At 69.1% G+C, this 20,362-nt stretch carries 24 protein-coding genes; 14 read left to right on the forward strand and 10 right to left on the reverse strand.

The genetic code is table 11. The annotated features are described in order from the left end of the window. Position 1 precedes the first annotated feature (1 nt). The gene (locus tag ABD732_RS06320) at positions 2–1,030 is read right to left on the reverse strand and encodes a Zn-ribbon domain-containing OB-fold protein (protein WP_344781743.1); all 1,029 of its coding nucleotides are present in this window, start codon (positions 1,028–1,030) and stop codon (positions 2–4) included. 56 nt (positions 1,031–1,086) lie between these two features. Here ABD732_RS06320 and ABD732_RS06325 point away from each other — a divergent pair, with 56 nt between their 5' ends. After that, positions 1,087–2,133: an LLM class F420-dependent oxidoreductase gene (locus ABD732_RS06325; protein WP_344782018.1), complete on the forward strand. Its 1,047-nt coding sequence runs from the start codon at positions 1,087–1,089 to the stop codon at positions 2,131–2,133. Between the two features lie 20 nt (positions 2,134–2,153). Here the strand turns inward: ABD732_RS06325 and ABD732_RS06330 are convergent, their stop codons facing one another. From ABD732_RS06330 to ABD732_RS06345, 4 genes are all read right to left on the reverse strand, one after another. After that, positions 2,154–2,741, reverse strand: coding sequence for a TetR/AcrR family transcriptional regulator (locus ABD732_RS06330; protein ID WP_344781745.1), 588 nt, complete (start codon positions 2,739–2,741; stop codon positions 2,154–2,156). Further along, positions 2,742–3,161: a PaaI family thioesterase gene (locus tag ABD732_RS06335; protein WP_344781747.1), complete on the reverse strand. Its 420-nt coding sequence runs from the start codon at positions 3,159–3,161 to the stop codon at positions 2,742–2,744. Between the two features lie 99 nt (positions 3,162–3,260). Next, positions 3,261–3,530 (reverse strand): GlsB/YeaQ/YmgE family stress response membrane protein, encoded by a 270-nt coding sequence (locus tag ABD732_RS06340; protein WP_344781749.1) that lies wholly within the window; start codon positions 3,528–3,530, stop codon positions 3,261–3,263. Positions 3,531–3,629: 99 nt separating this feature from the next. Further along, the gene (locus ABD732_RS06345; RefSeq protein WP_344781751.1) at positions 3,630–4,424 is read right to left on the reverse strand and encodes a crotonase/enoyl-CoA hydratase family protein; all 795 of its coding nucleotides are present in this window, start codon (positions 4,422–4,424) and stop codon (positions 3,630–3,632) included. Positions 4,425–4,481: 57 nt separating this feature from the next. Here ABD732_RS06345 and ABD732_RS06350 point away from each other — a divergent pair, with 57 nt between their 5' ends. After that, the gene (locus tag ABD732_RS06350) at positions 4,482–6,146 is read left to right on the forward strand and encodes an acyl-CoA synthetase (RefSeq protein WP_344781753.1); all 1,665 of its coding nucleotides are present in this window, start codon (positions 4,482–4,484) and stop codon (positions 6,144–6,146) included. Positions 6,147–6,162: 16 nt separating this feature from the next. Beyond that, the gene (locus ABD732_RS06355; RefSeq protein ID WP_344782020.1) at positions 6,163–7,299 is read left to right on the forward strand and encodes an NAD(P)H-dependent flavin oxidoreductase; all 1,137 of its coding nucleotides are present in this window, start codon (positions 6,163–6,165) and stop codon (positions 7,297–7,299) included. Positions 7,300–7,306: 7 nt separating this feature from the next. Here the strand turns inward: ABD732_RS06355 and ABD732_RS06360 are convergent, their stop codons facing one another. Beyond that, positions 7,307–7,552 (reverse strand): type B 50S ribosomal protein L31, encoded by a 246-nt coding sequence (locus ABD732_RS06360; protein WP_344781755.1) that lies wholly within the window; start codon positions 7,550–7,552, stop codon positions 7,307–7,309. Continuing rightward, positions 7,549–8,835, reverse strand: coding sequence for a ribosome hibernation factor-recruiting GTPase MRF (mrf, locus tag ABD732_RS06365; protein WP_344781757.1), 1,287 nt, complete (start codon positions 8,833–8,835; stop codon positions 7,549–7,551). The genes ABD732_RS06360 and mrf overlap by 4 nt, the downstream gene beginning before the upstream one ends. Before the next feature lie 97 nt (positions 8,836–8,932). Between mrf and rpmB the strand changes: the two genes are divergently transcribed. Genes rpmB through rpsR form a run of 4 tightly spaced genes read left to right on the forward strand, consistent with a single transcriptional unit; the run spans position 8,933 to position 9,873 of the window. Continuing rightward, a complete protein-coding gene (gene rpmB / locus ABD732_RS06370) occupies positions 8,933–9,169 on the forward strand; it encodes a 50S ribosomal protein L28 (protein WP_344781759.1) in 237 nt (78 codons plus the stop codon). Then, complete coding sequence (gene rpmG, locus ABD732_RS06375) at positions 9,166–9,336, forward strand: 50S ribosomal protein L33 (protein WP_344782022.1); 171 nt, start codon at positions 9,166–9,168, stop codon at positions 9,334–9,336. The genes rpmB and rpmG overlap by 4 nt, the downstream gene beginning before the upstream one ends. A 10-nt stretch (positions 9,337–9,346) precedes the next feature. Continuing rightward, positions 9,347–9,652 (forward strand): 30S ribosomal protein S14, encoded by a 306-nt coding sequence (gene rpsN, locus ABD732_RS06380; RefSeq protein ID WP_344781761.1) that lies wholly within the window; start codon positions 9,347–9,349, stop codon positions 9,650–9,652. After that, positions 9,652–9,873 (forward strand): 30S ribosomal protein S18, encoded by a 222-nt coding sequence (rpsR, locus tag ABD732_RS06385; RefSeq protein ID WP_344781763.1) that lies wholly within the window; start codon positions 9,652–9,654, stop codon positions 9,871–9,873. The genes rpsN and rpsR overlap by 1 nt, the downstream gene beginning before the upstream one ends. Positions 9,874–9,944: 71 nt before the next feature. Here the strand turns inward: rpsR and ABD732_RS06390 are convergent, their stop codons facing one another. From ABD732_RS06390 to ABD732_RS06400, 3 genes are all read right to left on the reverse strand, one after another. Next, positions 9,945–11,393: an AMP-binding protein gene (locus ABD732_RS06390; protein WP_344781765.1), complete on the reverse strand. Its 1,449-nt coding sequence runs from the start codon at positions 11,391–11,393 to the stop codon at positions 9,945–9,947. 77 nt (positions 11,394–11,470) lie between these two features. Further along, positions 11,471–12,625 carry an acyl-CoA dehydrogenase family protein gene (locus tag ABD732_RS06395; RefSeq protein ID WP_344781767.1) on the reverse strand — a complete coding sequence of 385 codons (1,155 nt, stop codon included), beginning with the start codon at positions 12,623–12,625 and terminating at the stop codon, positions 11,471–11,473. 26 nt (positions 12,626–12,651) lie between these two features. Further along, entirely contained in the window at positions 12,652–13,839 is a 1,188-nt protein-coding gene (locus tag ABD732_RS06400) for an acyl-CoA dehydrogenase family protein (protein ID WP_344781769.1), read from the reverse strand. A 92-nt stretch (positions 13,840–13,931) separates the two neighbouring features. On the opposite strand from ABD732_RS06400, the gene ABD732_RS06405 reads away from it, so the two are divergent. From ABD732_RS06405 to ABD732_RS06435, 7 genes are all read left to right on the forward strand, one after another. Beyond that, the gene (locus tag ABD732_RS06405) at positions 13,932–14,120 is read left to right on the forward strand and encodes a ferredoxin (RefSeq protein ID WP_344781771.1); all 189 of its coding nucleotides are present in this window, start codon (positions 13,932–13,934) and stop codon (positions 14,118–14,120) included. Positions 14,121–14,214: 94 nt separating this feature from the next. Further along, positions 14,215–15,099 carry a 3-oxoacyl-ACP reductase gene (locus ABD732_RS06410; protein WP_344781773.1) on the forward strand — a complete coding sequence of 295 codons (885 nt, stop codon included), beginning with the start codon at positions 14,215–14,217 and terminating at the stop codon, positions 15,097–15,099. Positions 15,100–15,176: 77 nt separating this feature from the next. Further along, complete coding sequence (locus ABD732_RS06415) at positions 15,177–15,941, forward strand: MlaE family ABC transporter permease (RefSeq protein WP_344781775.1); 765 nt, start codon at positions 15,177–15,179, stop codon at positions 15,939–15,941. Between the two features lie 3 nt (positions 15,942–15,944). Continuing rightward, on the forward strand, positions 15,945–16,796 hold the full coding sequence (locus ABD732_RS06420; protein ID WP_344781777.1) for an ABC transporter permease: 852 nt from the start codon (positions 15,945–15,947) through the stop codon (positions 16,794–16,796). Positions 16,797–16,800: 4 nt separating this feature from the next. Then, positions 16,801–17,970 carry an MCE family protein gene (locus ABD732_RS06425; protein ID WP_344781779.1) on the forward strand — a complete coding sequence of 390 codons (1,170 nt, stop codon included), beginning with the start codon at positions 16,801–16,803 and terminating at the stop codon, positions 17,968–17,970. A gap of 28 nt (positions 17,971–17,998) precedes the next feature. Next, positions 17,999–19,054, forward strand: coding sequence for an MCE family protein (locus tag ABD732_RS06430; RefSeq protein ID WP_344782024.1), 1,056 nt, complete (start codon positions 17,999–18,001; stop codon positions 19,052–19,054). Positions 19,055–19,209: 155 nt separating this feature from the next. After that, entirely contained in the window at positions 19,210–20,355 is a 1,146-nt protein-coding gene (locus ABD732_RS06435) for an MCE family protein (protein WP_344782026.1), read from the forward strand. The last annotated feature ends 7 nt before the right edge of the window (positions 20,356–20,362 follow it).

The raw sequence follows: 20,362 nt of genomic DNA on the forward strand, positions 1-20,362 counted from the left end.
TCTACAGGTGGTTCCGGTAAGACTCGAACGGCGCGTCGGGTTCACCGGTCGGAGCGAAATGGCTGATGTTGCGGAGGGTGTGATCCCACTCCTCCTCGGGGCGCCAGACGGCCTTGACCCGCATGCCCATCCGGACGTCCTCGGCGGGGCAGTCCAGGATCAGGTGCAGGAAGGGGATGTCGGCGCCGTCGAGCAGGACGTAGGCCGCGACGTACGGCGGCTTGATCTGCTGACCCAGGAACGGAACGTTCACGATGCAGAAGGTGGTGACGGTGCCCGAGTCCGAGACCTCCACTTGGCCAACGGTTCTCGATCCGTCCGCCGGGCTCGCCTGGCGCGGCGGGAAGTACACCTCGCCGGTGGCCACGCGGCCGCCGAGCAGCTTTCCGGTGCGCAGGCCCTCCAAGTACCAGGACTCCTCTTCGGTGGCCGCATGGCGGACCGTGAGGGAGATCGGCGTCGTGATGGTCACGTTGCCGGCGTCGTCGGTGATGGGCGGGGCGCCGTCGTTCGGCGGGGCGGCCGCCGGCATGTCGCCGGGGACGAAGCAGGCGATGTCGTCGATGCGTCCGGTGCGCACCGGACGCCACGTCGCGTGCACGCGCATGCCGGTCGACATCAGGTCGGGACCGTCGACGTCGACCGCGTGCAGCACGGAGCTGTCGGTGCCGTCGAGCCGGATCAGGGCCCACGCGAACGGCTTCGAAAGGGGTTGTCCGGCAATCGGATCGGGTTGCCACGACCAGCTGGTGACGGTGCCCACCGGAGCGACCTCGACCAACTCGGTGGTCTGCTTTCCGGTGATCGGATCGAACTCGACCGGCGGCACCAGGGTGCGACCGTCGCTGGTGCGCCCGCCGAGGATCTCGCCCTCGCGCAGAGCGAGGGCGAACGGGGACAGCACGGGTCCGAGTGAGCGCGTGTAGTCGAACGAGATGGCGAGGTCGGCCTCGAGGATCTCCGTCTCCGGAACGGGGACCTCGACCTGTGGGCTCGACGGCACGGGGTTGATCGCGGTGCTGGGGGTCACACCGAAAGTAGAACAGGTTCTAGTATCGAGCGCAAGCATTCCGATCGGAGGACATGATGAAACTTGGGCTGCAACTGGGCTATTGGGGCGCCGACCCGCCGGCGTCCGCGCACGAGCTGGTCCGGGCGGCGGAGGATTCCGGCTTCGACTCGGTGTTCACCGCCGAGTCGTGGGGCTCGGACGCCTACACGCCGCTGGCCTGGTGGGGGGCCTCCACCTCGCGGGTGCGCTTGGGCACCGCGGTGGCGCAACTGTCGGCCCGCCCGCCGACCTCGCTGGCGATGGCGGCGCTGACGCTCGATCACCTCTCCGGCGGACGGCACATCATCGGTCTCGGCGTCTCCGGTCCGCAGGTGGTGGAGGGCTGGTACGGCCAGCCGTTCGCCAAACCGTTGGCGCGCACGCGGGAGTACGTGCGGATCGTGCGCGAGGTGCTGGCGCGCGAGAAGGCGGTCACCAGCGACGGGCCGCACTACCGGTTGCCGGTTCCGGCCGGGGAGCCGGGGGTCACCGGCCTGGGCAAACCGCTCAAGCCGATCACCCATCCGCTGCGTGCCGACATCCCGATCTGGCTCGGTGCGGAGGGGCCGCGCAACGTCGCCCAGACCGCGGAGATCGCCGACGGCTGGCTCGCGATCTTCTTCTCACCGCGGATGGCCGGACAGTACAACGAGTGGCTCGACGAGGGCTTCGCGCGGCCCGGAGCGCGCCGCACCCGCGCGGACTTCGAGATCGCCGCCACCGTCCAGTGCGTCATCACCGACGACGTCGCCGTCGCGATCGACCGCTACCGGCCGTCGACTGCGCTGTACGTCGGGGGCATGGGGACGCAGGAGCGCAACTTCCACGCCGACCTCTATCGGCGCATGGGATACGGGGCACAGGTCGACGAGATCGGCCGCCTGTTCCGTGCCGGCCGCAAGACCGATGCCGTCGCTGCGGTCCCGGACGAGATGGTCCGGGAGACCATGCTGTTGGGCACCGTCGACGAGGTCCGCGCACAGATCGGCGACTGGACCGCCGCGGGCGTCACCACCCTGATGGTGACCGCACGCGACGTCCCCACGGTCACCGCCCTGGGGGAGCTGGTGGACGGGGTTTGAGCGGAGTCGAAACCACGCCGCTACTGACCGACCGCCAGGACCCGGTGTGCGGTGGCGGCGGTGAACTCGCGCAGCCACGGGCGGGGCCGCCCGTCGGGCAGGTGCCGGCGGATCGCGGCGTAGGGCAGGTCGGCCAGGGCGTACACGGTGCGGTCCACCGTCTCGGCGGTCACCGAGCCGAACCGCCGCCGGGCCAGGTCGGCGATCGCCTCGCGCAGTCGCCGATTGGCGCCGTGCACTCGCGCGCCGAGCGATTCCGGCCAGTCGGCGACGAGGTCGTGCGCGCTGAACTGCAGCAGCAGACGGGTCTTCTGCGGGTGTGCGGCCGTCCAGTCGAAGGCGTGGGCCAGGCAGGCGTCGATCGCGAGGTCGGTGTCGGCGATCGCCAGCGCGGCGATCATGCCCTGCTGGAACTCCTCGATCGTGCGCAGCCACAGGGTGGCGAGGAGTTCCTCGCGGCCGGCGAAGCGGTGGTAGACGGAGCCGGACGGGGCGCCGGTGCGGCGCGAGATCGCGGCGATGCTGACCGCGGCCGGGCCGCCCTCGACGGCCAGTTCGAGGGCGGCGTCGAGCAACTCGTCGGCGGTGAACCGCGCAGCCCGTGCCACTCAGGCCTCCCGGGCCGTCGACAGCGCCGTGCCCTGTGCGACGGCGCACAGAGTCGCGTTCCCGTCGTCGTCGATGATCTCGATCTCGCACCTGCTGGTGGCCTTGCGCCGTCCGGAGTGCACCAGTCGTGCAGTGGCTCGCAGCGCGGCACCGTCGCGTGCCGCGGAGATGTAGTCGATGGTGAAACCGTTGGTCAGCAGGTCGGCGCCCAGGCCCAGGGCGGCCGCGTAGGTGAGCGAGTTGTCGGCGAGATAGGCGAGCACCCCGCCGTGGATCAGGCCGAACTGCTGACGCAGCCGGTCGTCCACGTCCAGCTCGAGCACCACGTACTCGTCGGTGACGTCGGCGATGCGGGCTCCGAGCAACCGGCTGAAGGGTTGTGCCGCCAGGACTTCTCGTGCCAGTTCGATGTCCACCAATTAGAGAGTTCTCTCTAATTGAGGTGGTGTCAAGGGGGTCTGGCAGATGCGCGAAGGGCGGCGCTCGATGGAGCGCCGCCCTTCCCGTACCAGCGGTGACTAGGCCGACGTCTTGCGTCCTGTCACAGCCTTGACGATCCAGAGCAGGATCACCGATCCCAGGAGGCAGGTGAGGAAGCTGAAGAACCAGCCGCCGGACTCCACGTCGAAGACGAGCCCGAGCACCATGCCACCGATGAGGCCGCCGATGATGCCCACGACGATGTTGAGGAGAATGCCCTGCTGCTTATCGGTCCCCATGATCTTGCTGCCGATCCAGCCGGCGAGACCACCGATGATGATCCATCCGAAGAACCCGAGTGAAAGCATGCGCTACCTCTTCTCTGCGTCTCGGACCGCGGCCCGACGAGGGTGATCCTCGCGCTCTCAGTGCACCACGGTTGGCATGCCGGGCGAAAGGCGCAATCGTCACGCGCCGGTGAAAGCGGGCTTCTCCTTGGAGGCGAAGGCGCGGGGGCCGATCTTGGCGTCGGCGGACTGGAAGACCTGTGCGCCGAGGGCGGCGTCGATCTTGAAGGCCTCCTCCTCGTGCAAGCCCTCGCTGTCGCGGATGGTCTTGAGGATGGCCTGGACGGCGAGCGGGCCGTTCGCGGCGATCTGGTCGGCCAGCTCGAGGGCCTTGTCCAGGGCGGTGCCGTCGGGCACCACGTGGCCGATCAGTCCGTACTCGAGCGCCTCGGCCGCGGAGACGTGCCGGCCGGTCAGGAGGATGTCGCAGGCGACGGTGTACGGGATCTGGCGGACCAGGCGGACGGCGCTGCCGCCGAGCGGGAACAGGCCCCACTTCGCCTCGGACACACCGAACTTCGCACTCTCACCGGCCACCCGGATGTCGGTGCCCTGCAGGATCTCGGTGCCCCCGGCGATGGCCGGGCCCTCGACGGCGGCGATCAGCGGCTTGGTCAGGCGCCGGCCCTTCAGGAGGGCGGGGAGCTTGGTCAGATCCCAGCCGCCCTTGGCGAAGGAGTCGCCCGGAGCGGACTTGTTCATCGCCTTCAGATCGGCGCCCGCGCAGAAGTAGCCGCCGGCGCCGGTGAGGATCGCGACGCGGATGTCGGGGTCGTCGTCGACCTGGTCCCAGGCCTGCTCCATGATCCGCATCATCTCGCCGGACAGCGCGTTTCGCGCCTGCGGACGGTTCATCGTCACGATCAGAACGTGACCGCGCTTCTCGACGAGGCACTCGGGGGCGGTATCGGGCATCGGGTCCTCCTAGCTCAAACACTTGCCGCGAACAGTAACACGTTCTAGTTTTGACCCATGGCTTTCACTATCGCTGACCTTTTCGAGCACGCGGTCGACCTGATGCCCGAGCGCATCGCGCTCGAATCCGGTGACCGCAGCCGGACCTATGCCGAGCTGGAAGAGCGCAGCAACGCCCTCGCCCACACGTTGCGCGAGCTCGGCGTCGAGCCGGGCGATGCGGTCGGGCTGTACAGCCGAAACACCATCGAAGCCGTCGAGGCGATGCTGGCGATCTTCAAGGCGCGGGCGGTGATGGCCAACATCAACTACCGCTACGTGGAGCACGAGCTGGAGCATCTGTTCACCGACTCCGGCATGAAGGTGCTGATCCACGAGGACAGGTACACCGATCGCGTGTGCAACGTGTTATCGGAAACGCCCACCGGCATCACCGCGCGGATCGTCGTCGGTGAGGAGTCGGACGAGGAGTCGGGGCCGTCCGGCGACGGGCGCGGTGGAGCCGCGGCACTCGACTACCACCGGGCCGTCGCGAAGGCCCGCGCCGACCGCGACTTCGAGGACCGCTCCGGCGACGACCTGTACATGCTCTACACCGGTGGCACCACCGGAAAACCCAAGGGTGTCGTCTGGCGGCAGGAGGACGTCTGGCGCGTCCTCGGCGGCGGTATCGACTGGTACACCGGCCGGCCGGTCGAGGACGAGTGGGAGCACGCGCGCACCGGCGCCGAGGCGGGGCAACTGGTCCGCTTCCCGATCCCGCCGTTCATCCACGGCGGCAGCCAGTGGGCGATCTTCCAGTCGCTGTTCGCCGGCGGCAAGGCCGTCGTCTATCCCGAGTTCGACCCGCACGATGTCTGGCGCGCGGTCGGCGACCACGGGGTGAACGTCGTCTTCATCACCGGAGACGCGATGGGGCGCCCGATGATCGATGCGCTGACGGAGGGGGACTACGACACCTCGACGGTGGTCTCGGTGGCCTCGTCGGCGGCGCTGTTCTCCCCGGCGGTCAAGGACCGGTATCTCGAACGCTTCCCGAATGCGGTGATCGTCGACGCCATCGGCTCCTCCGAGACCGGCTTCGGGGGCATGGGTCTGGCCGTCAAGGGCCAGAGCCGCGTCGGGGCCCCGACGGTCAAGGCCGACCCCAATACGCACGTGCTGCGCGAGGACGGCACCGAGGTGACCCCGGGCAGCGGCGAAGTCGGCAGGCTCGCCCGCTCCGGTCACATCCCGCTGCGCTACCACAACGATCCGGCCAAATCGGCGGAGACCTTCGTCGTCTACGACGGCGTGCGCTACTCGCTGCCCGGCGACCACGCGGTGGTGGAGGCCGACGGCACCATCACCATGCTGGGGCGCGGTTCGGTCTCCATCAACACCGGCGGCGAGAAGGTCTTCCCGGAGGAGGTCGAGGCCGCACTGAAGGGGCACCCGGCAGTCCTGGACACCGTCGTCGTCGGTGTTCCCGATGAGCTTTTCGGGCAACGCGTCGCGGCGGTGATCGCCACCCGGGACGGCGCGCGACCGGCCCTCGACGAACTCAACGCCGTCGTGCGGACCGAACTGGCCGGCTACAAATGCCCGCGCAGCGTCTGGTTCGTCGACGCGCTGAAGCGTTCGCCCGCAGGAAAACCCGACTATCGCTGGGCGGCCGAGATCGCCGACTCCCGCGACCCCGACGACCAAGTGGCCGTCGACTCCACCTCAACGAAGGCCTGACATGACCGCATCCAGTATCCGCACCGACCTGACCGAGCGTTTCGGTATCGACTACCCCATCTTCGGGTTCACTCCCAGCCAAGACGTGGCCGCGGCGATCAGCCGGGCCGGCGGCCTGGGCGTCCTCGGCTGCGTCCGCTTCAACGACCCCGGCGAACTCAACGACGTCCTCGAGTGGATGCACGAGAACACCGACGGCAAGCCGTTCGGCGTCGACGTGGTGATGCCGGCCAAGATCCCCACCGAGGGCTCGCGCACCGACCTGGACACCATGATCCCGCCGGAGCACCGGGCCTTCGTCGAGCGCACCCTGGACGACCTGGGGGTGCCGCCGCTGCCCGACGGCGGCGACCGGGTGAACACCGGTGTGCTCGGCTGGCTGCATTCGGTGGCCCGCTCGCACGTCGACGTCGCGATGGAGCACGCCGCCAAGTACGGGCAGATCAAACTGATCGCCAATGCGCTCGGCTCACCGCCGGAAGACGTCATCGACCTCTCGCATCGGCACGGGGTGGCCGTGGCCGCCCTCGCCGGCTCGCGTGAGCATGCGCTCAACCACGTTCAGGCCGGCGTCGACATCGTGATCGCGCAGGGCTACGAGGGCGGCGGACACACCGGTGAGGTCACCTCGATGGTGCTGTGGCCGGAGATCGTGGACGCCGTGGGCGACCTGGCTCCGGTCCTGGCCGCCGGCGGCGTGGGCGACGGGCGGCAGATGGCCGCCGCTCTCGCGCTCGGCACCCAGGGCGTCTGGATGGGCACCGCCTGGTTGACCGCCGCCGAATACCAGCTCGGCGCGACCGGCGACGGCCCGTCGACTGTGCAGCAGGCGCTGCTCAAAGCCACCTCGCGGGACACCGTGCGCCGGCGCATCTATTCGGGCAAGCCGGCCCGGCTGCTCAAGACCAAGTGGACCGATGCGTGGGACGCCGCCGGCGCTCCGGACCCGCTGCCCATGCCGCTGCAGAACCTGCTGGTCGGCGAGGCGCACGCACGGATCTCCCAGTCCGACGATCCGGACGTGGTGGCCATGCCGGCCGGGCAGATCGTCGGCCGCTTCAACGACGTCCTGCCCGTCGCCGACATGATCGCGGCGATGGTCGACGGGTACGGCGACTCGGTGAAGCGGATGAACGGAACGCTCGGCGACTGATCGGCTCTCAGGCCCGGCCGTATTTCCGGTTGAACTTCTCCACGCGTCCCGCGGTGTCCAGCAGGCGCTGGTTGCCGGTCCAGAAGGGGTGCGAGTCGCTGCTCACCTCCACCACGATCAGCGGGTAGACGTTGCCGTCCTCCCACTCGACCGTCGCTTCGGACGTGGCGGTGGAGCGGGTCAGGAACTGCGTGCCGGTGGTCGCGTCACGGAACACGACGGGGCCGTAGTCGGGGTGGATGCCTGGTTTCATCGGGTGGTCTCCTCGTGTGAGATCGAGTCGGACTCCCCGCGCGGGGAGTCTGAGCAGGGGTCGTGATGGACGTCGCCGAACGGCGACGGAAGTGCAGCCAGATAGTCTGCGCCGCACGCGATCTCGGCGTCGGTCAGCAGGGCGCCGGTCAGTGCCTCCTCGATCTCGGCACGGTCGGCGCGGTGCACGACGACGACGATGGACGAGTGCCGGTCGCCGTGCTCGCCGTCCCAGCGCAGCGAGGCCATGGCGCGCACCTCCGGGTCCACGGCGGCCAGTTCCTCTTCGCTGCGCGCGGCGAGCCAGCGGGCCACCTTGCTGATGCCGAGCGCGCCGCCCGCCGACTCCAGCCACAGCACGTGGTCCGGGCTGGAGGTCAGCCACAGCCGTCCGCGGGCGCAGATCACGCCCTCGAGGAGGACGTCGAGCGCGCCGTGCAGACGCTCCGGATGGAAGGCGCGCGGCGCCTCGAAGGTCACCACCTCGATCCCGCAGTCGGCCTCGAGCGGCGGGCAGCCGTCGAGCAGGGGATCGAAGGGTGTGGTCAGGCGTCCGCGCCGCGACTCCGGGCGCACGGTGGCCAGTGAGATCAGCAGTTCGTCCGGTCCGAACGGGTCGTCGGGCCGCACCGGATGCTGGATCGCCGCCGGGTTGATCCGGCGCAGTGCTGCCGACAGCTGCGCGTCCCGGTAGCGGTCGTCCGCCGCCCCGGAGGTCTCGACAACCACCACGTCGGCGAACCGGACCTGGGCGACAGCGGCCTGGGCCAGCGTGCGCTCGTCCTCCACCGCCGACACGCCCGCCTCGGTCAGTGTGCGGTCGCCGGTCGCGTCCTCCAGCCAGGACGCCGCGTCCACCGACGTGAGGGTGGCGCGCACCACCACGTCGTCGCCGGCGGTGCCGGCCGGCAACTCGTCGGTCTCCACCACGGTGCCGACGATCTCGGCGACCACCGGCTCGGGCTCGAAGGCCGGGTCCAGGACCACGACGATCCGCTCGACGCCGGGCGTGCGATGCAGTGTGCGCAGCAGGGGGAGGAGGTCGTGCCGCAGGGTGCAGGTGGCGCAGCCGTGTTCCAGTTTGACGCCCTCGATGGCGAACTGGTCGGCACCACCGAGCACGGTGCGCGTCTGCCGCAGGACGTACCCGAGCGGGAGCGCGCGCAGGTCGTGGGAGATCAACGCGGTGCCGGGGAGGGCGAGGGCGTTGGCGATCCGGGCGGCGGCCTCGCGGTGCAGGCTGCTCACCAGGGTCACCGGAGTGCGGTCGGAAACGGCGGTCATGCAGCTCCCTCCTTATCGATAACAGTTGTCATTAGTCTGGAACATAGGCTAGCGTCCCTGGAGTCTTATTGCCAATCATTCTCATTAGGGAGGACGCATGTCTGCCAGATGCCAGGTGACCGGCAAGGTCCCCGGTTTCGGAAAACAGGTCTCGCACTCGCATCGCCGCACCGCACGCCAGTGGCGGCCGAACATCCAGCGCCGCACGTACTGGGTGCCGAGCGAACGTCGCCGGGTGACCCTGCGCGTGAGTACCGACGGGATCAAGATCATCGATCGCGACGGGATCGACGCGGTGATCGCTCGCCGGCGGGCCGCGGGGGAGAGGTTCTGATGGCCAAGAGCACCGATATGCGACCGGTGGTGAAACTCCGGTCCACGGCCGACACCGGCTACACGTACGTCACCCGCAAGAACCGGCGCAACGATCCGGACCGGCTGACGTTGCGCAAGTACGACCCCATCGTGCGCCGGCACGTCGAGTTCCGCGAAGAGCGCTGAGGAGAAGACCATGGCGAAGAAGTCCAAGATCGTCGCCGAGGCGCGGCGCCGCGAGACCGTCGCGCGCTACGCGGAGCGGCGGCGCGAGCTGAAGCGGATCATCAGGGATCCGGCGAGCACCGTAGCCCAGCGGGACCGGGCGCAGTCCGAACTCGCCCGGCAGCCGCGCGATGCGAGCCCGGTGCGGTTGCGCAACCGCGACGCCGTCGACGGGAGGCCGCGCGGCTATCTGCGCAAAGCAGGACTCTCCCGGATCCGGTTCCGGGAGATGGCACACAAGGGCGAGCTGCCCGGCATCTCGAAGGCGAGCTGGTGATGGCGAAACGACGAAGCCCCGCCGAGCGCAAGCGGCCCCGGAAGAAGGCCGACCCTGCACTCACCTTCGATTACAAGGACACCGCGACCCTGCGCCGGTTCCTGACCGATCGGGGCCGGATCCGGTCGCGGCAGGTCACCGGGCTCTCGCCGCAGCAGCAACGGCAGTTGGCCACGGCGGTTCGCAACGCGCGGGAGATGGCGCTGCTGCCCCTACCCTGACGTATGCCGCAGAGCCGCGCCCATCCAGGGACGCACCCCCGCATACGTCAGGGTAGGGACAAAACAGGGGGCTAGAGTCGCCAGTCGGGTGGGCCGAGCGCGGACACGACGGCGGCACGGGCGGTCTTGTGGGTCGCGGTCTGAGGAAGATCGTCGACCAGCCAGACCAGTGTGGGGTACTGCTTGGGGCCCAGATCGGGCTGGTCGGAGAGGAACGCGGTGAGTTCTGCTCCGGTCAGCCCGGGCGCGATCAGAGCGGCGCCGACGCGGTCCCCGATCTCGGCCGGCACACCGAAGACGACGGCCTCGGTGATCGCCGGATGCCGCAGCAAGACCTGTTCGATCGGGCGGGTGCCGAGGTTCTCGCCGTCCACCCGCAGCCAGTCGCCGAGGCGGCCGGCGAAGTGGATGAATCCGTCCCCGTCGACCCACCCCAGGTCGCCGGTGCGGTACATGCCGCCGCGCAGCCGATGCGCGGTCGCCGCGGGATCGTCGTAGTAGCCGTCGAACACCCCCGGCCCGGAGGTGTTGACGATCTCGCCGATCTCGCCGGTCGGCACGGGCGCCAGCGTGTCCGGGTCGACGACGGCCACCGGCGGGCGCAGCGGGCCCAGGGCGTCGTCGGGCGTCTCGGGGGTGCGGGTGATCGAGACTCCGCCCTCGGTGGAGCCGAAACCGTCGACCACCCGCACGCCGAACCGGCGGGCGAACTCGGCTCGGTCGGCGGCGCTCGCCTCGTTGCCGTACATGATCCGCAGCGAGGTCTGCGCGTCGTCGGGGCGTTCCGGCGTCGCCAGGACGTAGTGCAGCGGCTTGCCGACGTAATTGGCGTACGTGACGCCGAAGCGCCGGACGTCGTCGCCGAAGCCACCCGCCGAGAAGCGCTCTCGCAGAACCAATGACGCGCCGCCGGCGGCCGCGACCGACCATCCGGCGATCAGCGCGTTCGAATGGAACATCGGCATCGCCAGGTAGACGACGTCGTCGGCGCCGATGGCGAAGCGGTCGGCCAGCATGGCGCCGGCCGCGGCGAACTTGCGCTGGCTGCAGCGCACGGCTTTCGGGTCGCCGGTGGTACCGGAGGTGAAGATCAGCATCACCAGATCGTCCGGGTCTGCCTCGGGGACGTGGGCCGCCGCATCGCCGGTGACGGTGGCGGCGGCCTCGGTCAGCAGCGTCCGCCACTGCGGGCCGTCGACATCGAGCACCGGCACGCCGTCGGGCACCAGCGCGAGAGTCGAAGCATCGGCCAGGACCGTCTGGCAGTCGGCGCGCTCGATGTCGGCCGCCAGCGCCGCGCCGCGCCGCGTCGGATTGAGACCGACCAGGACGCAGCCGCCGAGTGCTGCCGCGGTGAACAGGTAGCTGAACTCGGGCACGTTCGGCAGAAGGACCCCGACATGCGGTGGCCGCGCCGGATCGAGGAGCCGTCGCAGCGCGGCGGCGCGGACGGCGCCTGCGGTGAGATGGGCCCTCCAGGAGACGAACTCGTCTCCGGCGTACAGCCCGCGGTCGGTCACGCCCGCGAGCGGCCGCAGCAGTTCGGTGAGCGTGCGCGGATCGGTGACCGCGGGGGCAGTGTCCGCGCTGCGGACGGTCAGGGCAATCCCTCGAGTGTGCCGGAGGCGATCAGGTCGCCGATCTCTTCCAGGGCGACTGGACCGCACCCGTAGGTGAACTCGTTCTGCTTGGCGCGCAAGAAGTACCGGTGTGCCGGGTGTGAGGTGTCCAGGCCGACGCCGCCGTGCACGTGGACGGCGGTGTGCGCCACCCGGTGTCCGGCATCGTCTGCCCAGAACTTCGCCGTGGCCACCGCCGCCGAGATCTCCTCGGCGGTGCAGTCGGCGTTCCCGGACATCAGCCACGCGGCCTGCGCGGTGGTCAGGGCCAGACCCTGCGCGTCGATGTAGCCGTCGGCCAGGCGCTGCGCGACGGCCTGGAACGAGCCGATGGGGCGCCCGAACTGTTCACGCTCGCGGGCGTACTCGGCGGTCGCCTCCACCGCGGCGGTCACCACGCCGGACTGATCGGCGGCGACGGCCAGCGTCAGCAGATCGGCCACGTGCGCGACGGTGACCGCGCCGCCGGACAGCACCTGCTGGTCGGTCACCGCGACACCGTCGAAGGCGACGGCGTACACCGGGACATGTCCGGTGCTCGGCGTCTCGGTGACCGTGACGCCGCCGGCATCGGTGCGCACCACCGCGACCACCGCGCCGTCGGGACCGGTCGCGTTGACCAGCAGGGCGTGCGCGGCCGCGGCGTAGGGCACGTTCACCTTGGAGCCGGTGAGCCGGAGACCCCCGTCGCCGCCGAGCGTCGCGGACGGGGTGAGTGCCGAGGTCCCGAGGTCCTCTTCGAAGGCGGCGCTGACGATCGCCTCGCCCGCGCAGGCCGGGGCGAGCAGTTCGTCGATCACCGCGGCGGAACCGAACTCGCTCAGCGCGGGGACGGCGGCCACCGCGTGCGGGCCGTAGGGGACGCGCGCCAGGTGCCGGCCGAGAGCGGTCGCCACCGCCGTCGTCTCCTCGGTCCCGAACTGCTCCTGGTCCGCCGAATCGTCACCGCCCGGATCCGGGGCGGCGGCGAGTCCGAGCAGGCCGGCGCCGGCGAGCTCGTGCCAGAGCGTGGCATCGATCGGAGCCGCGGCGGCCTCCAGTTCGGCGACGCGCTCGGAGGTGCTGATCGCGGCCGCGATGTCGGCGGCCAGGGCGCCGACCGTGGAGGCGGCTTCGGAAGGGGTGAAGTCCATGATGTCTCTCTTCGCCGGAAGGGGGGTCAGCGCCGGGCCGGGGGCAGTTTCAGGGCGAGCATGCCGATGATGTCGCGCTGGATCTCGTTGGTGCCGCCGCCGAAGGTCAGGATCAGCGAGGTGCGCGCGAACCGTTCCAGCCGGCCGGCCAGGTGGGCGCCGGGACTGTTCGCCCGCAACGTCGCCGCCGGGCCGAGGACCTCCATCAGCAGCCGGTACGCCTCGGTGGCGAACTCGGTGCCGAAGACCTTGGTGGCCGAGGCGTCGGCGGGCGACGGGGAGCCGCCCTGCGCGGCGATCGAGGCGATCTTCCAATTGATCAGCTTGAGGAACTCCACCTTCGCGTGCACCCGCGCCAGGTTGGCGCGCACCCAGGGGGTGTCCATCAGCGGCCGGCCGTCGCCGGTCTTGGCCTCCCGCGCGAAGGCCACCGTCTCGCGCAGGGCGGTCTGGATCGGGGCCGCGCTGCACAGGGCGACGCGTTCGTGGTTGAGCTGGTTGGTCACCAGCGGCCAGCCGCCGCCCTCCTCGCCCACCCGCGCGGTGATCGGCACCCGCACGTCCTGGTAGTAGGTCGCCGAGGTGTCGACGCCGGACATGGTGTGCACGGGGGTGTACGAGAATCCGTCGGCGTCGGTCGGCACGATGAGCATCGAGATGCCCTTGTGCTTGGAGGCCTCCGGGTCGGTGCGGCAGGCCAGCCAGACGTAGTCCGCGTAGGGGATCAGGCTGGTCCACATCTTCTGGCCGTTGATCAGGTACTCGTCTCCGTCGCGCACCGCGGTGGTCCGCAGGGCGGCCAGATCGGTGCCCGCGCCGGGCTCGGAGTAGCCGATCGAGAAGTGCAGATCGCCGGCGGCGATGCGCGGCAGAAGGAACTCCTTCTGCTCGTCGGTTCCGTACGACATGATGGTCGGCGCGACCGAGTTGATGGTCAGGAACGGGACCGGTGCGCCGGCGATCGCGGCCTCGTCGGTGAAGATCAGCTGATCCATCATCGAGCGGTTGGCGCCGCCGTATTCGGTGGGCCAGCCGAGGGCCAGCCAGCCGTCGGTACCCATCTGTTTCACCACGTCACGGTAGGCGTCGCCCTCGCCCATCTCGCCCTCGCCGCCGGACAACGCGGCCCGGCGTTCGGGGGTCATCAGGGCGGAGAAGTAGGCGCGCAATTCGCGACGCAACTCGTCTTGCTCGGGGGTGTAAGCGATGCGCATCTGGCGTCTCCTGCTTGGCTAGTTCTGAAACACGTTCTAACGTGTAATCACAGGGTCCGTCAACCTGGTCGGCGGACGACGAGAGGAAACTGATGCGAGTCAAGTGCGATTTCGACCTCTGCGAGTCCAATGCGGTCTGCGTGGGGATGGCGCCCGATGTCTTCGAGCTCGATGACAACGATTACCTGGTGATTCTGGAGGAGGAGGTGCCCGCCGAACGCGAAGAGGAGATGCGTCAGGTGGTCGCCAGCTGCCCGCGCTCGGCACTGTTCCTGGAGTGACTCCGGGCCGCGGGGATGCCCGAGTCGGCTATGCGATTTCTTCGAATGTGTTAGAACATGTTCTACTTCGCTGTACGCGTTGAGAGGAACTTTCATGACTGAGTCGTTGTCGGGACGCATCGCCGTCGTCACCGGAGCCGGGGCGGGGCTGGGCCGCGCCGAGGCCATCGGGCTGGGCGCCGACGGTGCCACGGTGATCGTCAACGATCTGGCCTCCGCCCTCGACGCCAGCGACGTGGTCGACCAGGTCGCCGCGGCCGGTGGCACCGCGATCCCGGTCGCCGGTGACATCTCGGAGGCGCAGACCGCCGCCGAGATCCTGCGCGTGGCCACCGAGGACCTGGGCGGCCTGCACATCGTCGTCAACAACGCCGGCATCACGCGCGACGCGATGCTGTTCAACATGACCGACGATCAGTGGGACGCGGTGGTCCGCGTGCACCTTCGCGGGCACTTCCTGCTGAACCGCAACGCCGCCGCCTACTGGCGCTCGCTGTCCAAGGAGACCGGGGCGCCGGTGTACGGACGCCTGATCAACACCTCGTCGGAGGCCGGCCTGCTCGGCCCGGCCGGCCAGGCGAACTACGGCGCCGCGAAAGCCGGTATCACCGCGCTGACGCTCACCGCGTCGCGCGCCCTCGAGCGTTTCGGCGTCACCGCCAACGCCATCTGCCCCCGCGCCCGAACCGCGATGACCGCACAGGTCTTCGGCGACGCCCCCGAGGGCGAAGTGGATCCGCTGTCGCCCGACCACGTGGTGACCCTCGTTCGCTACCTCGCCGGCCCCGACGCGGCCGACGTCAGCGGCCAAGTGTTCGTGGTCTACGGCCCCAAGGTGATGTTGATGGCGGCGCCGACCGTGCGCGAGGTCTTCGCCGCGGACGGGGACCAGTGGCAGCCCGCCGCTCTGGGCTCAGAGCTCGGCGCCTTCTTCAAAAGCGCTGACAAAGGGACGTTTTCCGCGCAAGATCTCATGTGACCGGCCATAGCCTTGCAGACAGAAATTGACGTTACCGCGCGTGATAAGTTCCTCTTCACGTGCATCGAGGAGGGGACTTGCTGAACCGGCTCGCCGCCCCGATGGGCGGAGTAGGCGACTTCGTCGCACTTTCCGTCGAATCGGCCCGCGAACTGTTTCGGCGCCCCTTTCAGGCGCGCGAGACCATTGAGCAGTCGTGGGCGATCGCCCGCGTCTCGCTGGTGCCCACCCTGCTGGTGGCGATTCCGTTCACCGTGCTGGTGAGCTTCACCCTGAACATCCTGCTGCGCGAGATCGGTGCGCAGGACCTGTCCGGCGCGGGTGCGGCGCTGGGCACCATCACGCAGATCGGTCCGATCGTGACCGTGCTGATCGTCGCCGGGGCCGGCGCCACCGCCATCTGCGCCGACCTGGGCGCGCGCACCATCCGCGAAGAGATCGACGCCATGCGCGTGCTCGGCATCAATCCGATCCACCGGCTGGTGGTGCCCCGCGTGGTGGCCTCCACCTGTGTGGCGCTGCTGCTGAACGGCCTGGTGTGCACCATCGGCATCGCCGGCGGCTTCGTCTTCTCCGTGTACCTGCAGGACGTCAACCCGGGCGCCTTCATCGCCAACCTCACGCTGCTCACCGGGCTGGGCGAGTTGGTGATCTCGATGGTCAAGGCCGCCCTGTTCGGGCTTTTCGCGGGACTGGTCGCCTGCTACCGCGGGCTGAATGTGAAAGGCGGCGCCAAGGGCGTCGGCGACGCCGTCAACGAGACCGTCGTCTACTCCTTCATGGCGCTGTTCGTGGTGAACGTCGTGGTGACGGCGGTCGGCCTGAAAGCGACGATGGGCTGAATCATGGTATTGCCGGGGACGACGAGACTTCTGACCGCACGCGTCGCGCTCAAGCGCGCCGGTGAGGACTGGAACAAGATCGGTGATCAGGCCCTCTTCTACTGGGACGCGGTCATCTCGATTCCGCGCGCGGTCAAGCAGTACAAGAAGGAGACGCTGCGGCTGATCGCGGAGATCTCCATGGGCACCGGTGCGCTCGCGATGATCGGCGGCACCGTGGTGGTCGTGGGCTTCTTGACGCTGTTCACCGGCGGCACCATCGCCGTGCAGGGCTTCAACTCGCTGGCCGACATCGGCGTCGAGGCCCTGACCGGCTTCTTCTCCGCGTTCATCAACGTCCGCATCGCGGTCCCGGTGATCGCCGGTATCGCGCTGGCCGCCACCATCGGGGCCGGTGCGACGGCACAGCTGGGTGCGATGCGCGTCAGCGAAGAGATCGATGCCCTCGAGGTGATGGCGATCGCGTCGGTCCCGTTCCTGGTGAGCACCCGCATCGTCGCCGGCATGATCGCGATCATCCCGCTGTACGCGCTCGCGGCGCTCGCCTCATTCCTGGCCAGCCGGTTCGCCACGGTGGTGCTCTACGGCCAGTCGCCGGGCGTCTACGACCACTACTTCTCCACCTTCCTGATCCCCTCGGACATCCTGTGGTCGTTCGTGCAGGCGATCTGCATGGCCATCGCCGTCATGCTGATCCACACCTACTACGGCTTCAACGCCTCCGGCGGCCCGGTCGGCGTGGGCGTGGCGGTCGGCAACGCCGTGCGCGCCTCGCTCGTCGTGGTCGTCGTGATCACCCTGCTCACCTCCCTCGCCATCTACGGCGCCGACGGCAACTTCAACTTGGCGGGCTGATCAGATGCACAGTCGTTCCAACGGAGTCCGGAAGATCGCTGCCGCGATCATGGTGTTCCTGCTCATCGGCATCGTCGTCCTGGCCTCGGGGCAGTTCCTCGGATGGTTCGCCAGCACCCAGAAGGTGACGCTGTACGCGCCGCGCGCCGGCCTGGTGATGAGCCCGGACGCCAAGGTGAAGCTGCGCGGCGTGGAGGTCGGCCGGGTCACCAGCGTCAAGAACGCCGGCGACCAGGCGGTCCTGGAAATGGACATGCAGTCCAGCCAGTTGCACTTCGTGCCGGCGAACGTTCGCGCCGACATCAAGTCCAACACCATCTTCGGTGCCAAAGACGTCAACCTGCGGATCCCCGAGGGCGGCGGCGAGGGCCAGCTCAAGGGCGGGTCCACCATCTCCGCCGAGCACGTGGTCGTCGAGCTCAACACCGTGTACCAGCAGCTGGTGAACGTTCTGGCCGAGTTGGAGCCGGAGAAGCTGAACGTGACGATCGGTGCGCTGGCCGGCGCGCTCTCGGACACCGGGGAACGTCTGGGCATCGCGCTGACCGAACTCGACCACCTCCTCGGTGAGACGATCCCGCACCTGCCCGAACTCAACCGGCTGCTCGCTCAGGCCGCAGGGGCCACCAACGTCTACGCCGACGCCATGCCCGACCTGATGCGGATCGTCGACAACTCGACCGTGCTGGGTGAGCTGCTGGTGGAGAACACCGCGAACCTGGATGCGCTGCTGATCAACGTGACCGGCATGGCCAACACGGCCGACGACGTGCTGTCGACGTCGAAGAAAGACCTCATGGCCACGCTGACCGACCTGAACCCGGTCACCCAGCTGCTCGGCCGCCAGGCGCCCGGTCTGCGCTGCTTCATCATCGGCGCCTCCAACGGTGCCGACGTGGCGGTGCCGCTGCTGGGCGGACGCAACGGCATGCTGCTGCTCGACGCCGGTCTGATCCCCGGCCAGGACCCGTACCGCTGGCCCCAAGACCTGCCCGAGGTGCGCGGCGACGGCCCGCCCACCTGTGAGGGCGGCCTGACCGACATCACTTCCAAAGAGAAGATCGACTTCTACGTGATCGACAACGCGCCGCAGCCGTACCAGCCGCGCACCACCGCCAAGGTGCAGCCGTTCAAGCTGTTCAACCTCCTGTTCGGGGGGCCGAGCGTTGGCTGAGGCGAATGTGTCACCGGGCGGCAAGCGCCTGGACAAGCGGGCGCGGGCCTTCCGCGCCACCGTCATCAAGCTGTCCGTCTTCGTGGTCGTGATGGTGCTGGTGATGACCGGGCTCTTCATGGTGTTCAGCCGGTACCAGTCCGGTAGCACCGACAAGTACACCGCGATCTTCACCAGCGCCTCGGCCATGAAATCGGGCAGCGACGTCCAGATCGCCGGCGTCGACGTGGGCGTGGTCGAGAAGATCCACCTGACCCGGGACAACGTCGCCGAGGTGAAGTTCACCGTCAACGACGACTACCGGCTGCCCAAGTCGGTGCAAGCGCTGATCCGGTACGAGAATCTGACCGGCGACCGCTACCTGGAATTGCGGCCGGGCAACGGCGCCCCGGGCGAATACCTGGACGCCGGTGCGCAGATCCCGGTGGACCAGACCGAGCCCGCACTGGATCTGGACAATCTGCTCGGCGGATTCAAGCCGCTGTTCCGCACCATGAGCGGTGAGCAGGTCAACGAGCTGTCCGCGGCGCTGATCGCGGTCTTCCAGGGACAGGGACCGGCCATGCAGCAACTGCTGGCGGCCACCGACTCGTTCACCAACACCCTGGCCGACCGGGACAAGCTCATCGGCTCGGTGATCGACAACCTGAACAAGACGCTGGGCATCCTGCAGTCCGACCACAAGGGCCTCGACGAGAGCGTGGACCGGTTGCAGCAGCTGATCTCCGGGCTCTCCGGGGACCGCGACGTGATCGGCGACTTCATCACCCAGTCCGCCGCGGCCTCCACCGGCATGGCCGACCTGCTGCAGGTCACCCGGCCGGACATCAAGGGGACGCTGGCGTCCCTCGGACAGACCTCCGAGCAGGCACTGGAGGCCGAGCCGTTCATCCGCGAACTGCTGGGCAATCTGCCCGGCGACTTCAAGACCCTGTCGAACCTCGGCAGTTACGGGGCCTGGCTGCAGATCTACTTCTGCCGCATCCGGCTGCTGCTGCCCGGACCGGGGAACTCGCAGTACTTCTTCACCGCCATCGACGCGATGGGTGACAAGACCAAGGCCGGAGGGAGGTGCGCACCATGACCGACGACACCGAGCGCAACGAGCCGACCGAACGCATCGAGCCGATCGAGCAGACCGGGCCCGCCGAGCCGACCGCGAACGACGGAACCGCCGACCTGCCCGAGCCGCTCCAGCCCCGCCCGCCGCGCCGGGGCGCCGGCCGCTCCCGCGTCTCCATGGGCGTCATCGGCGTGGTGCTCACGGCGATGGTCGTGCTCTCTGCGCTCCAGATGGACCGGCTGCCCTTCCTCTCGCAGATCACCACCTACGACGCCTACTTCGAAGACGCCGGGGGACTGACCGCGGGCGACGTGGTCACCGTCGCCGGCGTGCACGTCGGCAACGTCACCGACATCTCGCTGGCGCAGACCGACGACGGCATGCAGGCCAAGGTCGGCTTCCGGCTCAACGACACCGTGGTGCTCGGCGACCGCACCCGCGCCGCCATCAAGACCGAGACCGTGCTGGGCCGGCGCAACCTGACCATCACCCCGCTCGGCGATCAGCGCCTGCGTCCCGGGGAGTCGATCCCGGTGGACCAGACGGTCGCGCCGTACTCGCTGACCGACGCCCTCGAAGACTCGGTGTCGACGCTCACCGAGACCGACACCGACGAACTGAACAAGGCGCTGCGCACCGTCAGCGAGGCCTTCGAGGACACCCCCGGCGACATGCAGGGCGCCGTGGAGGGCGTCGGACGGCTGTCGGCGGCCATCGCCGACCGTGACAACTCCCTCAACGAACTGCTCGACCGCGCCCGCGGCGTCACCGACATCGTCGGCGAGCGCAGCGAACAGCTTCAGCAGATGCTGATCGACGCGAACCTGCTCCTCGGCGAACTGCAGATGCGCCGGGCGGCCATCGGCAAGGTGATCACCGGTACCAAGAACCTGAGCGCCGAGCTCACCGGCTTCGTCAAGGACAACGAAGAGCAGCTGACGCCGGTGCTGAACAAGTTCGGCCGGGTCCTGGACATCCTCAACGACAACTCGGAGAACTTCTCCAAGGCGATCGACAACCTCGGCCCGTACGCCAACATCCTCGGCGAAGCCGTGAGCTCGGGCCCCTACTTCTCGTCGCTGGTCGGCCTGCCGACCTGGGGCGACTACATGGGCACCTTCATGCGCGTGCTGCAGCAGAAGTATCCCGAGGCCGCCGAGTACTTCACCAAGTACTCCGGCTTCCCGCTGGTGCCTGACAACTGGTCGCAGGCACCCGACCGCGGCAGCCCGGACGTGCCCCGCCCGACGCCGTCGAGCAGGGCACCGCAGCCGAGGAACACCGCGGGCTCCACCGCCCCGACGACGACAGGAGGCCGCTGACATGGCG

It is taken from the genome of Gordonia caeni (genome assembly GCF_039537105.1).
GTDB classification, from domain to species: Bacteria; Actinomycetota; Actinomycetes; order Mycobacteriales; family Mycobacteriaceae; genus Gordonia; species Gordonia caeni.

Coding starts and splice junctions, on each gene's coding strand:
- ABD732_RS06325 (WP_344782018.1), top strand. CDS start 1,087: ATGAAACTTGGGCTGCAACTGGGCTATTGGGGCGCCGACCCGCCGGCG.
- ABD732_RS06340 (WP_344781749.1), bottom strand. CDS start 3,530: ATGCTTTCACTCGGGTTCTTCGGATGGATCATCATCGGTGGTCTCGCC.
- ABD732_RS06345 (WP_344781751.1), bottom strand. CDS start 4,424: ATGCCCGATACCGCCCCCGAGTGCCTCGTCGAGAAGCGCGGTCACGTT.
- ABD732_RS06350 (WP_344781753.1), top strand. CDS start 4,482: ATGGCTTTCACTATCGCTGACCTTTTCGAGCACGCGGTCGACCTGATG.
- ABD732_RS06360 (WP_344781755.1), bottom strand. CDS start 7,552: ATGAAACCAGGCATCCACCCCGACTACGGCCCCGTCGTGTTCCGTGAC.
- mrf (WP_344781757.1), bottom strand. CDS start 8,835: ATGACCGCCGTTTCCGACCGCACTCCGGTGACCCTGGTGAGCAGCCTG.
- rpmB (WP_344781759.1), top strand. CDS start 8,933: ATGTCTGCCAGATGCCAGGTGACCGGCAAGGTCCCCGGTTTCGGAAAA.
- rpsN (WP_344781761.1), top strand. CDS start 9,347: ATGGCGAAGAAGTCCAAGATCGTCGCCGAGGCGCGGCGCCGCGAGACC.
- rpsR (WP_344781763.1), top strand. CDS start 9,652: ATGGCGAAACGACGAAGCCCCGCCGAGCGCAAGCGGCCCCGGAAGAAG.
- ABD732_RS06395 (WP_344781767.1), bottom strand. CDS start 12,625: ATGGACTTCACCCCTTCCGAAGCCGCCTCCACGGTCGGCGCCCTGGCC.
- ABD732_RS06400 (WP_344781769.1), bottom strand. CDS start 13,839: ATGCGCATCGCTTACACCCCCGAGCAAGACGAGTTGCGTCGCGAATTG.
- ABD732_RS06405 (WP_344781771.1), top strand. CDS start 13,932: ATGCGAGTCAAGTGCGATTTCGACCTCTGCGAGTCCAATGCGGTCTGC.
- ABD732_RS06410 (WP_344781773.1), top strand. CDS start 14,215: ATGACTGAGTCGTTGTCGGGACGCATCGCCGTCGTCACCGGAGCCGGG.
- ABD732_RS06420 (WP_344781777.1), top strand. CDS start 15,945: ATGGTATTGCCGGGGACGACGAGACTTCTGACCGCACGCGTCGCGCTC.
- ABD732_RS06425 (WP_344781779.1), top strand. CDS start 16,801: ATGCACAGTCGTTCCAACGGAGTCCGGAAGATCGCTGCCGCGATCATG.
- ABD732_RS06435 (WP_344782026.1), top strand. CDS start 19,210: ATGGGCGTCATCGGCGTGGTGCTCACGGCGATGGTCGTGCTCTCTGCG.